Raw genomic sequence first — 14,350 nt, forward strand, 5'->3', positions numbered from 1 at the left:
CATACTCTCACACCCGAACGTTTTTTCTTGCCAGGATCGACGGGGCGATGACCGGAGCCGATCCGGGTTACCCTGTTTTACGGTTCTGTCTTCCGTTTTCAGGCAACTTGTTCTGTTCCCGTGGGTCTATGCCTGAGTAGCACACGGATGAACGGAAAAGGATGACGATGAGACGCATTATTAAGCCCTTGTTGGCGTTGTTGTTGCTGGCGGGGCTGGTGGCGGTGTTTCTGTGGCGCAATGCCAGCACCCCCGAACCGGTGGACGGTCTGGCGGTGGCCCTGGATCGGGACGGCGACACCGAGGTGATGCGGGTGATTCTGCATGACGCCGATCAGCGGGTCCGTTGGCAGGGCAAGGGCGATAACTATCTGGTGGACGCGCGCCGGGACGGTGGCGATGTCTACCATCTGATCGTGGTGATGGTGGACGAGCGCAAACGCTACCGGGTCAACTCCACCGTTCGTTTGGAACCCGGCAGCCACACCGTGGTGGCCAACTTCGGCCCGGAAACCCGGGTCAGCCAGGATGGCAAGGTCCAGATCAGCGGCGGCCGCCGGATCATCGTCGAGCTGCGCTGATCCGGGTGGCGCGGCGCCGCGACAATATGCCGCATTTTCTTCTTCCTCCGTACCGCTAGGCTTGCGCGCTAAAGTGTCCGCGTTCGCCTGGAGGTTTTCTTGTCGCTGCCGTTCCCTGTTTTTCCACGTTACCTCTCTCCACGACGTTATATCTCTCCGCGTTACGCCCTGTCCGGTTGTTTGTGCTGCGCGGTCCTGTGGCCGGGAGCGGTCTGGTCACAGCCGGAGCCCCATGTATTGGAGTCGGTGGAAGTGGGCGCGGACATCGAGGCCCAGCCCCGGCCGACCACCACCGCCGGGCGGCTGGGCCTGGAACCCCGGGAGGTGCCGGCCACCGTTAACCGCGTGGACCGCGAGGACATCGAACAACAGGGCCTGCGCAACCTGATCGAGCTGTACCGCAGCGCCCCCGGCGTCAGCGCCGGCAACATCCCCGGTTCACCGGCTTCCGCCGTGATGCGCGGCCTCACCGACGTGGGGTATCTGTTCGATGGCGTGCGGGTGGCGGATCCGGGCATGGTGGCGCGCAACCTGGACACCTGGAACCTGGAGCGGGTGGAAATTCTCAAAGGGCCAGCGTCGGTGTTGCACGGCACCGGCGCGCTCGCCGGCAGCATCAATCTGGTGCCGCGCAAGGCCAGCCTGGCAGGGGACAGCCGCGAAGGGATGATCTCCTACGGCAGTAATGACACCGTGCGCCTGGGTGTCGGTGGCAACAAAGTGGTGAGCGAGCGGCTGGCATTGCGCGCCGATCTCAGCCACGGCGAGAGCAACGGCTACATCGACGACACCTCGTCCCGCACCAACGCCCTGACCACCAGCCTGTTGTTCCAGGCCACCGAGCGGCTCACCCTCAGCGCCGCCTTCGATGTCTACCAGGACCGGTACACCACGCCCTACCAGGGCGCGCCGTTGCTGCCGGCCGCGGTGGCACGGGATCCCAGTGACGTGGTGTCCGGTGGTGATCTGGTGCTGGACGAATCGATCCGCGACCACAATTACAACGTCCGTGACGGCGCCATGACCGCCGACAGCCAGTGGCTGCGCACCAAGGTGGATTACCAACTGACCTCCACCTGGCGGCTGATCAACGAACTGGGGCTGTACAACGCCAACCGCGACTGGGCCAACTCCGAGGATTTCACCTATAACGATGGCACCGGATTACTGGATCGTGGCACCAGCCGCATCAACCACCATCACCGCTTCGCCTCCGAACGGGCCTACGCCGCCTATGACGGGTACTGGGGCGAGCGCCGTCATCGCTTCACCGCCGGCGTCGAATACCAGTACACCGACTTCGACACCCGCCGCCGCTTCGGCACCACCACGGCGGTGGACCCGTTCAACCCGGACCGGGGCTATCTGCCACCCAATTCGCCGGCGGATTACACCTCCCGGGTCAACTACGACAGCACCGTGTCCGGCCGCGCGGTGTTCATGGAGGACGCCCTCAACCTGACGCCGCGCTGGCTGATGGTGGCGGGGCTGCGTTACGAGTATCTGGATCTGGACCGGGGCATCGACGATCTCGACGCCGGCAGCCGCGAGACCTTCGGCCAGACCTTCGAGGATCTGTCCTGGCGATTCGGCACCGTCTATGACCTCACCAACGCCACCCAGGTGTTCCTGCAATACAATCGCGCCTCGGCGCCGGTGGGCGGCCTGCTGCTGAGCAACGTCACCAATGCCCGTTTTGACCTGACCTCGGGCCGTTCCGTGGAAGCCGGGATCCGCGGCCGGTTGTGGGGTGACCGGTTGACGCTGATGACTTCGGTGTACCGCATCCGCCAGGACGACATCGTCACCCGCGATCCCAACAACCCCGGCCTCTCGATCCAGGGCGGCAGCCTGGAATCCAGGGGCGTGGAAGTGGACCTGACCCTGCGACCGCACCCGCGCTGGTGGTTGAACCTGAACGGCGCCTTCAACGACGCCGAGTACACCCGCATGACCAGCAGCGGCGGCGCCGACCAGTCCGGCAACCGGCTCACCAACGTGCCGGAGAAAACCTGGAACCTCAGCAGCGCCTATACCCTGGCGTCGTTGCCGGTCACCGTCGGCGGCGCGGTGCGCTACACCGGCGACTTCTTTACCGGTACCGCCAACCAATACCGGGTGGCCAGCCGCACTTTGCTGGACGCCTGGGTGGGCTATCCGCTGGCCGGCGGCACCCTGACCCTGCGCGGGCGCAACCTCACCGATGAGTTCTACGCCGAGTGGTCCGGCTACAGCCCTACCCAGGTCTACATCGGTGAACCGCGCACCGTGGAACTGGGCTGGATCGGCCGCTTCTGATGGCGCGCAACGGGTACGCCACGGTGTGGCGCTGGCACTTCTACGCGGGGCTGTTCACGGCCCCGTTTCTGCTGATCCTGGCGATCACCGGCGCCATCTACCTGTTCAACGACGAACTCAATGACCTGATTTATCCGCAACTGCGCTTCGCCCCCAGCGGCGACACCGTGCTGCCCGCCGGCGATCTGGTGGCGGCGGTGCGGGAGGCTTATCCGCGCGGTACCGTCACCCGTATCGACATGCCGGTGAGTCCCGGCCGCACCGCCATGGCGTTCGTGACGCCGGAGCAGGGCGAACCGCTGCGCGTGTTTGTCGACCCGGGGGACGCGGGGGTGCTGGGAGCGTTTGTTTATGCCCGCACTCTGGTGGGTTTCGCCGATGTCATGCACGGCTCGCTGCTGATAGGACGCGGCGGCGACGCGCTGGTGGAACTGGCCGCCAGTTGGGCGCTGGTGCTGGTGATCACCGGGCTGTATCTGTGGTGGCCGCGCGGACGCCGGGGCAGGGGGTTTACGTTTGACCGGCGCACCCGGGGCCGCAAGCGCTGGCGGGAAATTCACCGTCTGGTGGGCGTGTACACGGCGGTGATGATCGTGTTCCTGATCGTCACCGGTCTGCCCTGGGCGTCGTTCTGGGGTGACCGCGTGCTGAGCCCGGTAAGCAACGCCCTGGGGCTGGGTTACCCGCCGCAACTGCGCCATCACGGTGGTGGGGAAGTACCTGCCGAGACCACCCTTTCCGACACAAACCCCTCAAAAACAATGCTGGAGACTCTCGGTGACGCGCCCTGGGCTTTACAGCAAGCGCCGTTGCCGGACGGCCGCGATCATCACGGCCACCTTCATCACAAAGAGCACGACGGTGAATTGGATACCTCGGCGGCGGCGATCAACCGCGTCCATGCGCTCCTTGCCGCTCAGGGCTTGCCTTACGGTTACCGGCTGTCGATCCCCGCTGAAGCGAGCGATCCCTACAGCGCCTACACCTACCCGGACCGCCCCCAGGGCCAGCGCACCCTGCACATGGACAGTGGCGCTCAGCGGTTGCTGGTGAACGTGGGCTTCGACGATTACGGCGCCATCGCCAAGGCGGTGGAACTGGGCGTGGCGCTGCACATGGGCAACTACTTCGGCCGCGCCAATCAGATCGTCATGTTGCTCACCTGCGTCGCCATCGTCGCGTTGGTGATCACCGGCACTGTCATGTGGTGGCGCCGACGGCCCGCCAGTGGCCTCGGCGCGCCAGACTCGCCGCCGATCCGCAAACGCTATTGGCTGGTGGTCACGCTGACGCTGCTGGCGCTGTTGCCGCTGGCGGGGCTCAGTCTGTTGCTGGTGTTGGCGCTGGAAAAAGGAAGGGCGCTGGCGCGGCGCCGGTCAGTGGCCGGCTAACCGATCCTCCTTGCGGACATGGACCAGCAGGGCGTCGAAAGCGACCTTGAGCGCCTTGAAGTCCCGATAATCCGTCACCGGCTGATGCGAAAACCAGTGGGCCTCCCGCCGCTCCCGCTGGCGGCTGTCCGGCCAGATACGGAGTTCACAGGCGTCGCCGATCACCACCAGATAGAAATCGCGCTGTCCATCGGTGAAGGCAATGTGCCGTGGAATGTAAGCCTCCACATCGCAGGGCAGGGTGTAATGCAAGGCCTCGCTACGCCACATGATGTTGCCCATGGGCGCCTTCACCGAGCAGCCGAAGGAGTTGTGGTGGTTGTGGAGCACGCGGTTGATGTCGTCCAGGGGAAACGCTTCCCTGGTCCTGGCCCGGCGCGGCCGCTCGAACAGCCGGTCGATCCAGTTCTGCTTCTCCCCGTTTCCGGACAGGCCGCCGCACAGGCGCTCCTCTCGGTAGTAGATGTTCATCGCGGTGATGCTCTCCTGGCCGGGTGTTCTGGCTTCCGTCTAAACACCGGGGCAACTTATAAGGGCCGGGAAAGATTGTCCACGGACATCGAGGTCCGTGAATCGTTGCCGCGCCGCGATTCGTTGCCAAGCGGAGCGCCGCCCGGACATCTTCCCACGGCAAGGCAGCTTCCCACGGAGGGAGGCCACGGAGCCGCTGTGGGAAGCCGCCTTGGCGGCGAATACACACCCTGGCGGTGTGACCCGGGCCGGCCTCTGTGCCATAATCCACGCCGCTTTTCACTCTTTCCTCTCCATTCGCTCTTCGATCCGGAATCCGACCTTGCTGACCACCGCCAATATCACCATGCAGTTTGGTGCCAAGCCGCTGTTTGAAAACGTCTCCGTCAAATTTGGTGACGGCAACCGCTATGGACTGATCGGCGCCAACGGCTCCGGCAAGTCCACCTTCATGAAGATCCTCGGCCGCGACCTGGAACCGTCCGCCGGCAATGTCTCCAAGGACCCCAACGAGCGCATCGGCAAGCTGCGCCAGGACCAGTTCGCCTACGAGCAGTATTCGGTGGTGGACACGGTGATCATGGGCCACGAGGAACTGTGGAAGGTCAAGGAAGAGCGTGACGCCATCTACTCGAAAGACGAGATGACCGAGGAGGACGGCATCCGTGCCGGTGAACTGGAAGCGGAATTCGCCGAGCTGGACGGCTACACCGCCGAGTCCCGCGCCGGCGACCTGTTGCTCGGTGTCGGTATTCCGGTGGAGCAGCATGTCGGCCCCATGAGTGAAGTGGCGCCGGGCTGGAAACTGCGCGTGCTGCTGGCTCAGGTGCTGTTCTCCGATCCGGACATCATGTTGCTGGACGAGCCCACCAACAACCTGGACATCAATACCATCCGCTGGCTCGAAGACGTGCTCAACCAGCGCCAGTGCACCATGATCATCATTTCCCACGACCGCCACTTCCTCAACAGCGTGTGCACGCACATGGCGGACCTGGATTACGGTGAGCTGCGCGTTTACCCGGGCAATTACGACGAGTACATGACCGCCGCCACCCAGGCGATCGAGCGCAAGCGTGCCGACAACGCCAAGAAGAAGGCGCAGATCGCCGACCTGCAGCAGTTCGTCAGCCGCTTCTCCGCCAACGCCTCCAAATCCAAGCAGGCGACCTCGCGGGCCAAACAGATCGACAAGATCAAACTGGAGGAGATCAAACCCTCCAGCCGTCAGAACCCGTACATCGTGTTCGAGCAGGAGAAAAAGCTGTTCCGCAACGCGCTGGAAGTGAAGAGCCTGGCGAAAAGCTTCGACGAGGAATTGTTCTCCGGACTGGATCTGCGTGTGGAAGTGGGCGAGCGCATTGCCATCATCGGCCCCAACGGCGTCGGTAAATCCACCTTGCTGCGCTGCCTGGTCGGCGACCTGGAACCCAGCGCCGGCGAAGTGAAATGGTCGGAAAACGCCACCCTGGGCTATTACGCCCAGGATCACGCCGCCGACTTCGAGGAAAAGCTGAATCTGTTCGATTGGATGGCCCAATGGGGCAAACCCAGCGACGACGAACAAGTGATTCGCGGCACCCTGGGCCGGCTGCTGTTTTCCTCCAACGAGATCAACAAAACCGTGGACGTGATCTCGGGTGGCGAGCAGGGCCGCATGCTGTTCGGCAAGATCATGCTGCAGCGGCCCAACATCCTGCTGCTGGACGAGCCCACCAACCACCTGGACATGGAGTCCATCGAGTCGCTCAACCTGGCGCTGGAAAACTACCCCGGCACCTTGCTGTTCGTCAGCCACGACCGCGAGTTCGTGTCCTCCCTGGCCACCCGCATCATCGAACTGACGCCCACCGGCATCGTCGACTTCCACGGCAACTACGAGGACTACCTGCGCAGCCAGGGCGTGGTTTGATCCAGCAGGTACCCCATTCGCTGCTGAAGCAGCTTCCCACAGCGGCTACGTAGTCCGGTCTGTGGGAAGCTGCCTTGGCAGCGAATAGAGCGTTACTTCGTATCTCCAAGACTAATGGACTGGTGACGATTCTGGACCGCACCCTCAAACCACATCCACCAGCACCACCTCGCTGTCCGCCTCGGCGCTGACCGTCAGCCGGGTTTCGTCCTCGATGGCCAGACCATCCCCAGCTTCCGCCAACATACCGTTGACCCGCACCCGGCCCTTGGCCGGCACCAGATAGGCCTTGCGCCCCGGCGCCAGCTCGTAGACCGCCTCCTGGCCGTGATTCAGGGTCGCCGCCACCACCCGGGCGTCGGCCTGGATCGGCAGCGCGCCGTCTTCCGCCGGCTCCCCGCTGGCCAGCGTCACGAAGCCGCCGGCCCGATCACCCTTGGGAAACGGCTTACTGCCCCAGGTGGGCGGCAGGCCCGTGGCGTTCGGGATGATCCAGATCTGGAAGATGCGCGTCTCGGTCTCCTCCAGGTTGTACTCGCTGTGGGTAATGCCGGTGCCCGCGGACATCACCTGTACGTCCCCGGCCTCGGTGCAGCCCTTGTTGCCCAGGCTGTCCTGGTGGGTAATCGCGCCTTCGCGGACGTAGGTAATGATCTCCATGTCCCGGTGCGAATGCGGCGGGAAACCGGTCCCCGGGGCGATGGTGTCGTCGTTCCACACCCGCAACTCGCCCCAGTGCAAATGCTCCGGGTCGTAGTAATTGGCGAAGGAGAAATGATGCTTGGTATCCAGCCAGCCGTGCCGGGCACCGCCCAGTTCATTGAAGGGTCGCAGTCTGATCATAATGTCCTCCTTATGTCCTCCTAAGTGGACACAGGCGTGGGTGCCTGGCCACTCGATGACGTCACTCTAGGATTGGATCGGCCGATAAAAAACAGGGAAAAGTGGTGACATTGAATCGGATTATTCGATGAACAGGCTCGCTGCGCTGCCGTTGTCGAAATGGCCGGCCGGCAGCCGACTAACCGGCATTCAGAGATCAAAAAAGGAGAACACCCATGTCCGGCAACACCGTTCGTCTGCACCGCGTCCTGCGCGGCACCCCCGACCGCGTCTACCGCGCCTTCATCGACCCGGACGCCATGGTCAAATGGCTGCCGCCCCACGGCTTCACCGGCAAGGTTTACGACATGGACGCCCGCGAAGGCGGCGGCTACCGCATGACCTTCACCAACTTCACCACCGGCAACAGCCACGCCTTCGGCGGCCGCTTCGTCGAACTCAAGCCCAACGAACTGATCCGCTACACCGACCAGTTCGAGGACCCCAACTTGCCCGGGGAAATGCAGGTCACCGTCACCCTCAAGCAAGTGCTGTGCGGCACCGAAGTGCACATCACCCAGGAAGGCATCCCCGACGCCATCCCGTTGGAGTTCTGCTACCAGGGCTGGCAAGAATCCCTGATCCAATTGGCGCAACTGGTGGACCCGGAAATCCCGGACGAGGGCTGAGTTGAGCAACCCGTCCACTCGCTCCCACGGATTACTCTACGAAGCCGCTGTGGGAGATTCTATGGTGCCCTGCAATGCTTAAAAGAGCTTTGCGGGGCAATATTCTTGTTGCTGCTTCATCAGGGCGAAGGCGGTGCGGGCGATCTTCCGGGCCAGGATGACCAGCCTGCTGGCAAATTTCCTTCCCGGAGAGCTGTGATTCGCCAGCAAGACACTCGCAGCTTCGTACCAACCTCTCCATCACTGTGGGAAGCTGCCTCGGCAGCGAACGCCAAGCGCATCCCGCCTCAATGCCGTCCCGAACTCCCCATGCCTGCCCTCCCACCGGATGTGATAGCGTTCGTGAAGCGCCCGCTCACAGGAGGCCCCATGTCCAACGCCCAGCACCCGCCCAACGCAAAAGAATGGCTCCAAGCGTTCATCGGCGGTTTCATCGCCACCCTGTTGTTCCACCAGGGCGTCATCGCCCTGTTCTGGCTGGCCGGCCTGATCCCGGCGGCGCCCTGGAATATGAGCCCGGTGCCGCCGTTCGGCATTCCCAAAGTCCTGTCCCTGGCGTTCTGGGGTGGCGTCTGGGGCCCCCCGATCTGGTGGCTGATCCGCCGCTGGCGGGGCCCGCGTCATTGGCTTGGCGCCCTGATCGCCGGCGCCATTGGTCCGACCCTGGTGGCCATGTTGGTGGTGTTTCCCCTGAAAGGTCTGGAGGTCAGCGCCAACAAGGTGGTGGGCGGCCTGATCGTCAACGGCGCCTGGGGATTGGGGCTGGCGGTGTGGATGCGGCTTGTGTTCACTCGAAAGGTGGTTTGAGAAAGAGGATTTTTGCGGCGAAAAACGCCGCAAATTATTTGACTTTCAAACTTCAAACGACAGAATGGTTTAGTGTTCTTCAAATTTGCGTCGATTTTCGCCGTAAACAGGAATAAGGGTAAACCATGAGTCTGTCTTCCCCCTCGGAATGGGCCGCCAGCCTGCCCATGGGCCAGGTGGCCACCCGCCAGTGGCTGCAGGCCCGCGGGGCGTCCCGCCATGCCCTGGACAATGCGCTGAAATCCGGACGTCTGACCGCGCCGGCCCGCGGCCTGCTGGCGCGTCCGGGCCTGCCAGTGACCTGGGAAGGTGTGGTCGCCTCACTGGACCGCATGATGCCAGACCCGGTCTATGTGGGCGGGCTGTCCGCGCTGGAACGGTCAGGCCTGGGCCATTACGTGACCATGGCTTCCCGGGTTCACCTGTATTCGCCCGGGCCGGCGCCGGCCTGGCTGACGCGGCTGCCGGTCGGGGTGGACTGGGTGTGGCACGTCACCACGCGGCTGTGGGACCAACAGGCCCTGCAAGACAGCGGCAGCGTTCGCGAACAGCGCACGCCTACCCTGGAGGGCTGGCCCATGGCCTCCCCGGAACAGGCGTTCCTGGAAGTGCTGGCGGACGTCCCCGAGAGCGTCAGCTTCGAGCACGCGGATAATCTGATGCGCGGCCTGAGCGCCTTGTCGCCACGCCGGCTGGACACCTTGCTGCACGCCTGCCGCCACGTGCGGGTAAAACGTCTTTTCTTCTTCTTCGCCGATCGCCATCCCTATCCCTGGCGCAAGCGCCTGGACCCGGCGGACTACGACCTGGGCTCGGGAAAACGCAGTGTGGTCAGGGGAGGGCGGCTGGACCGCACTTATCTGATCACCATCCCGGAAGCCTTCCATGGACAGGAATAATCCTTAGAGCCTGTTCACGATCTCTACGCCGCCGCGTTGCTGCTGGAAAAGCCGCCAGGCGGCGTCGCGGACTGCAGGCTTTGGTGGGCCAAAGGCAAAGGCCGGGGCGTCGTCTGGCGGCTTTTCCAGCGCAACCCGGAGGGCCGGGCCCCTTTTGTCGCCAGGCCGCGATTACGCTTGTTTATGTAGAATGACTACACTGCACAATCGGAATCACGCCCTGGCGACAAAATGAGCTCCGGCGCGGCGGTGTAGAGATCGTGAACAGGCTCTTACTACCGGCAAGTGGCGTTGCTGCTGCAAGTGCTGCCCTTTGTGTTCCTGGAATCCTGTTTCGCCCTCAAGGGCGGCACCGCCATCAATCTGTTCGTGCGCGACCTGCCACGCCTGTCGGTGGACATCGACTTGGTCTACCTGCCGGACGGTGACAGAGAGCAGGCGCTACCGGCCATTCACCAGGCCCTGGACCGTATCGCCGACGACCTGGAACAGGGACTGGCCGCCACCGTGACACGCAGCTACCGGCACAAAATCGACTCGCTGCATCTCACCGTGGAACGGAACAACACCGCCATCAAAGTGGAGCTGTCCCCGGTGATGCGAGGCACGGTTTTCCCCGTCGCGAACCGCGAAGTGGTGGCGACCGTGGAAGACGAATTCGGCTTCGCCGAAGTCCCGGTGTTGGCGCTGGCGGACCTCTACGCCGGCAAACTCTGCGCCGCCTTCGACCGGCAGCACCCAAGGGACCTGTTCGATGTGATGCTGCTGCTTGAGAACGAGGGCATTGCCGACCAACTGCGCAAAGCGTTTCTGGTCTATCTGATCTGCCACCCCCGGCCGATGGAAGAACTGCTGCAACCGCATTGGCGGCCCATGCAGGATGTCTTCGACGGCGAGTTCAGCGGCATGACACTGCGCCCGGTCACCCTGGAGGAATTAAGAAAAGCCGGAACCCAGGCCTTGAACCAGCTCCTTGCACAACTGACCGACCCGGAAAAACGCTTTCTTTGCAGCCTCTACCAAGGGCCTCCGGATTGGACTGCGCTGGGCATCAGTGGCATCGAGAAGCTGCCGGCGGTGCAATGGAAGGTGCGCAATATCGAAAAGATGACGCAAGAGAAGCGGCGCGGCGCGCTGATGGCGTTGCGGCGTGTGCTTTCGATGGGGGAGCCTTGGGAGGATACGACTTGACGATACCCATTTTGGGGATGATAGTACCCAAAATGGGTCTTAAAGAGGCATGCAATGGCTCTGACACTGGGCGATGCCCTGTTTACCAAAACACAGCAGCGCGTGCTGGGCCTTTTCTTCAGCGTGCCCGACACGCGCTTCTACACCAACGACATCCTGCGCCGGCTCGAAATGGGGCGGGGTACCGTGTTGCGTGAACTCGATAAACTGGCCCAGGCGGGCATCCTGTCGCGGACCCGCGAAGGCAATCAAAACTACTATCAGGCCAACACGGACTCCCCGGTGTACCCGGAGTTGCTGGCGATTGTCCGTAAAACCTTCGGTGTTGCCGAGGTATTGCGCGGAGCTTTGCAACCGATTGAAGATCGGCTGGTGCTGGCGTTCGTATATGGATCGCTGGCCAAAGGGACGGAAGATAAGAACAGTGATATTGATCTGATGCTGGTGGGGCAGGGTCTGGCCTATAGCGAGGTGATGAACTGTCTGTTGCCACTGGAGTCTGAACTGATGCGCCCGGTCAATCCCTCCATCTATACACCGGAGGAGTTGAATCAGAAGCGGAAGCAGGGGAACAGTTTTATAGAACGGGTTATGGAACAACCTAAATTATGGGTGAAGGGAAGCGACGATGACATGGACGGCATTGGATAATCTGGTGAAAACCGGCGGCCTTAAACAGGAACCGCCCGACCAACAAGAATTCGATGGCATGGTGCAAGCCGCCCGGCGGCGCCTTCAGGATGCACATCTTAGTGGGTTGTCGGAGGAGGGCAAGTTCAGCCTCGCCTACGGCGCCGCCCATGCCTTATCGCTGGCCGCTTTGCGCTGGCACGGTTACCGCTCCGGCAATCGCTACCTGGTCTTTCAATGCCTGGAACATACCCTCGGACTGGAAAGCAGCCAATGGCGACTGCTCGATCTGTGCCACAAGCGGCGGAACCAGGCGGAATATGAGGGGCATCTGGATATTTCATCGCAACTGATCGACGACCTGCTGGCGGTAACTCGGGAGGTTCTGGAACGGGTCGAGAAGTTGGGCGACATCAAGGAATGACCCAAACAGCCGCTTGCATTTATTTTCGCCGCCGGTAAATTCGGACTTGGATCACAAAAAAGGCGTCGCACCAGCGGCGTCCTGGAAGGAGACCGCCTTGGAAGGCGGCCGCCAGAAACCGACGTCTTGAATAGGGCGGCGTAAAACCAAAAAGTGGGGGAAGGGATGTCTTCCTGTTGCTTTACCCAGAGGCCTTTTGGGGGGCTTCGAAGTATTACCTGCCATAGCGCTGACCACTGTGCGGTGGGCACGCGTCTGCCATGCCGTTGGCTTCCCTGTGAGATCCTTCTTTTTGAGATCATAAGGGAGCGAACCGTATGGCAACGGTAATCCCCAATCTCAGCGCCATCCGTAACATGACCCAGGGTGAGCGGCGGCTCGGTCGGCGTTTGGAAAGCCTGCTCGAAGATGACTACACCATCTGGTACGACGTCCCCGTGGGGCGGCAGCAGCGCTACCCCGACTTCATCATTCTCCACCCCGGTCGTGGCCTGCTGTTTCTGGAGGTGAAGGACTGGAAGCCGGATACGCTCAAGCGCATCACCCCACGCGATGCCGAAATCCATACTCCCGATGGCCTGAAAACCGTCAGCAACCCGCTGCTACAAGCACGCCAGTGTGCCCTGGTGGCGATCAATCGCCTGCAGCGCGATGAGCACCTGCAGCAAACCTCGGAACACTTCAAAGGCAAGCTGTGTTTCCCGTGGGGGCATGGCGTGGTCTTCCCCAACATCACTCGCAAACAGTGGAACGCGCTCATCAGCGAAGAGCATCAGGAACTGGTGCTACCGGCCCATCGGCTGATCTGCAAGGACGAAATGCTGGCCACCACCGACCCGGAAGCGTTTCAGGAGCAACTGTGGGGCATGTTTGAGTACGCCTTTGGCGAGAAGCTCACCGTCCCACAGATCGATCGCATCCGCTGGAACCTGTTCCCGGAAATCCGCATCAACGCGCCCCAGCAGAGCCTGTTTGACGGAGAGGAGGACGGGGAAGACGGAGAGGAGGGTGGCCAGGAAGAGCAGGGCGAAAACTCGCACGCCAGCGCCGAACCCAAATACAACGCCATCCCCGACATCGTCCGCGTCATGGACCTGCAACAGGAACAACTGGCCCGCAGCATGGGCGAAGGGCATCGGGTTATTCATGGCGTCGCCGGGTCCGGCAAAACGCTGATTCTCGGCTACCGCTGCCTGCATCTGGCCCAGGCCGTCACCAAGCCGATCCTGGTGCTGTGCTTCAATATCACCCTGGCCGCCCGGCTGCGTAGCTTCATCGCCGAAAAGGGCATCGAAGAGAAAGTACAGGTACACCACTTCCACGAATGGTGCGGTCGGCAACGCAAAACCTACAACGTGGACCTTATCGAAGGCGACGCCCCCTACTGGGACCGGGAAGTGGAAACCGTTATCCAGGGCGTCGACAAAGACCAGATCCCCCGGGCCCAATACAGCGCCGTAATGATCGACGAAGGCCACGACTTCGAACAGGACTGGCTCAAACTCATCGTCCAGATGATCGACCCGGACACCAACTCCCTGCTGCTGCTCTACGACGACGCCCAGTCCATCTACAAAAAACGCAACCTGAAGTTCCCGCTCTCCAGCGCCGGCATCCAGGCCCGCGGCCGCACCACCATTCTCAAACTCAACTACCGTAACACCCGCGAAATCCTCAGCTTCGCCTACGACTTCGCCAAGGACTTCCTGCAAGCCCAGGACGCCGACGACGACCATATCCCCCTGATCGCCCCGGAAGTGGCCGGTGCCAGCGGACCGGAACCGCAGTTCCGCAAGTTCGACACCTTTAACGACGAAGCCCACTACATCGCCCGCTGCATCCGCAAATGGCACCAGAACGGCCAGCCCCTCAACACCATCGCCGTGATCTACGGCCACCACTGGCAGGCCGAAACCCTGCAACGGGCTCTCAAAGCCGTCGACATCCCCAACGCCTGGCTGAAAAGTGCCACTGATAAAAAAGCCTACGACGCCAACGCCGAAAGCGTGGCGCTGCTAACCCGGCAAAGCAGCAAGGGACTGGAATTCGACACCGTGGTACTGGCGGGCCTGGGTGGATTGAAGGATGACGAAGACGGTTTGGAGAAGGAGGTGCGGCTGTTGTATGTGGGGATGACACGAGCGCGGCAACAGTTGTTGCTGACGGGGAGTGGGGAGAATTGGGCCGTGTCGCGATTTGAAATGTCGGTAGGTAGGTGATCATGATTTTTAGGAC

13 protein-coding genes are annotated in these 14,350 nt (G+C 62.3%); 11 read left to right on the top strand and 2 right to left on the bottom strand.

Annotation, left to right across the window (positions count from 1 at the left end):
• Positions 1-167 precede the first annotated feature (167 nt).
• The 3 genes from E0L37_RS04565 to E0L37_RS04575 all read left to right on the top strand — a co-directional run bounded on the left by E0L37_RS04565 (position 168) and on the right by E0L37_RS04575 (position 4,270).
• Positions 168-581 carry a hypothetical protein gene (locus E0L37_RS04565; RefSeq protein WP_133490599.1) on the top strand — a complete coding sequence of 138 codons (414 nt, stop codon included), beginning with the start codon at positions 168-170 and terminating at the stop codon, positions 579-581.
• Between the two features lie 99 nt (positions 582-680).
• The gene (locus E0L37_RS04570) at positions 681-2,879 is read left to right on the top strand and encodes a TonB-dependent siderophore receptor (RefSeq protein WP_240687423.1); all 2,199 of its coding nucleotides are present in this window, start codon (positions 681-683) and stop codon (positions 2,877-2,879) included.
• On the top strand, positions 2,879-4,270 hold the full coding sequence (locus tag E0L37_RS04575; RefSeq protein WP_133490600.1) for a PepSY domain-containing protein: 1,392 nt from the start codon (positions 2,879-2,881) through the stop codon (positions 4,268-4,270). The genes E0L37_RS04570 and E0L37_RS04575 overlap by 1 nt, the downstream gene beginning before the upstream one ends.
• Here the strand turns inward: E0L37_RS04575 and E0L37_RS04580 are convergent.
• Entirely contained in the window at positions 4,256-4,741 is a 486-nt protein-coding gene (locus E0L37_RS04580) for a hypothetical protein (RefSeq protein ID WP_133490601.1), read from the bottom strand. The genes E0L37_RS04575 and E0L37_RS04580 overlap by 15 nt on opposite strands.
• 322 nt (positions 4,742-5,063) lie before the next feature.
• On the opposite strand from E0L37_RS04580, the gene E0L37_RS04585 reads away from it, so the two are divergent.
• On the top strand, positions 5,064-6,653 hold the full coding sequence (locus E0L37_RS04585) for an ABC-F family ATPase (protein WP_133490602.1): 1,590 nt from the start codon (positions 5,064-5,066) through the stop codon (positions 6,651-6,653).
• Positions 6,654-6,797: 144 nt separating this feature from the next.
• Here the strand turns inward: E0L37_RS04585 and E0L37_RS04590 are convergent, their stop codons facing one another.
• Positions 6,798-7,496: a pirin family protein gene (locus tag E0L37_RS04590; RefSeq protein WP_133490603.1), complete on the bottom strand. Its 699-nt coding sequence runs from the start codon at positions 7,494-7,496 to the stop codon at positions 6,798-6,800.
• A 215-nt stretch (positions 7,497-7,711) separates the two neighbouring features.
• On the opposite strand from E0L37_RS04590, the gene E0L37_RS04595 reads away from it, so the two are divergent.
• The 7 genes from E0L37_RS04595 (at position 7,712) to E0L37_RS04625 (ending at position 14,334) form a co-directional block, all read left to right on the top strand.
• Complete coding sequence (locus E0L37_RS04595) at positions 7,712-8,164, top strand: SRPBCC family protein (protein ID WP_133490604.1); 453 nt, start codon at positions 7,712-7,714, stop codon at positions 8,162-8,164.
• Positions 8,165-8,533: 369 nt separating this feature from the next.
• A complete protein-coding gene (locus tag E0L37_RS04600) occupies positions 8,534-8,971 on the top strand; it encodes a hypothetical protein (protein ID WP_133490605.1) in 438 nt (145 codons plus the stop codon).
• A 125-nt stretch (positions 8,972-9,096) separates the two neighbouring features.
• Complete coding sequence (locus E0L37_RS04605; RefSeq protein ID WP_133490606.1) at positions 9,097-9,870, top strand: type IV toxin-antitoxin system AbiEi family antitoxin; 774 nt, start codon at positions 9,097-9,099, stop codon at positions 9,868-9,870.
• 285 nt (positions 9,871-10,155) lie between these two features.
• Positions 10,156-11,061, top strand: a complete 906-nt coding sequence (locus E0L37_RS04610) for a nucleotidyl transferase AbiEii/AbiGii toxin family protein (protein ID WP_133490607.1) — start codon at positions 10,156-10,158, stop codon at positions 11,059-11,061.
• Positions 11,062-11,115: 54 nt separating this feature from the next.
• On the top strand, positions 11,116-11,712 hold the full coding sequence (locus E0L37_RS04615) for a nucleotidyltransferase domain-containing protein (RefSeq protein WP_133490608.1): 597 nt from the start codon (positions 11,116-11,118) through the stop codon (positions 11,710-11,712).
• Positions 11,690-12,115, top strand: coding sequence for a hypothetical protein (locus E0L37_RS04620; protein ID WP_133490609.1), 426 nt, complete (start codon positions 11,690-11,692; stop codon positions 12,113-12,115). Before E0L37_RS04615 ends, E0L37_RS04620 begins: the two co-directional genes overlap by 23 nt.
• 317 nt (positions 12,116-12,432) lie before the next feature.
• Positions 12,433-14,334, top strand: coding sequence for a 3'-5' exonuclease (locus E0L37_RS04625; protein ID WP_133490610.1), 1,902 nt, complete (start codon positions 12,433-12,435; stop codon positions 14,332-14,334).
• Positions 14,335-14,350 lie beyond the last annotated feature (16 nt).

Source organism: Alcanivorax sp. 24, assembly GCF_004360225.1.
GTDB lineage: Bacteria > Pseudomonadota > Gammaproteobacteria > Pseudomonadales > Alcanivoracaceae > Alloalcanivorax > Alloalcanivorax xiamenensis.

Coding starts and splice junctions, on each gene's coding strand:
- E0L37_RS04625 (WP_133490610.1), top strand. CDS start 12,433: ATGGCAACGGTAATCCCCAATCTCAGCGCCATCCGTAACATGACCCAG.
- E0L37_RS04605 (WP_133490606.1), top strand. CDS start 9,097: ATGAGTCTGTCTTCCCCCTCGGAATGGGCCGCCAGCCTGCCCATGGGC.
- E0L37_RS04615 (WP_133490608.1), top strand. CDS start 11,116: ATGGCTCTGACACTGGGCGATGCCCTGTTTACCAAAACACAGCAGCGC.
- E0L37_RS04565 (WP_133490599.1), top strand. CDS start 168: ATGAGACGCATTATTAAGCCCTTGTTGGCGTTGTTGTTGCTGGCGGGG.
- E0L37_RS04620 (WP_133490609.1), top strand. CDS start 11,690: ATGACATGGACGGCATTGGATAATCTGGTGAAAACCGGCGGCCTTAAA.
- E0L37_RS04595 (WP_133490604.1), top strand. CDS start 7,712: ATGTCCGGCAACACCGTTCGTCTGCACCGCGTCCTGCGCGGCACCCCC.
- E0L37_RS04580 (WP_133490601.1), bottom strand. CDS start 4,741: ATGAACATCTACTACCGAGAGGAGCGCCTGTGCGGCGGCCTGTCCGGA.
- E0L37_RS04590 (WP_133490603.1), bottom strand. CDS start 7,496: ATGATCAGACTGCGACCCTTCAATGAACTGGGCGGTGCCCGGCACGGC.
- E0L37_RS04600 (WP_133490605.1), top strand. CDS start 8,534: ATGTCCAACGCCCAGCACCCGCCCAACGCAAAAGAATGGCTCCAAGCG.
- E0L37_RS04575 (WP_133490600.1), top strand. CDS start 2,879: ATGGCGCGCAACGGGTACGCCACGGTGTGGCGCTGGCACTTCTACGCG.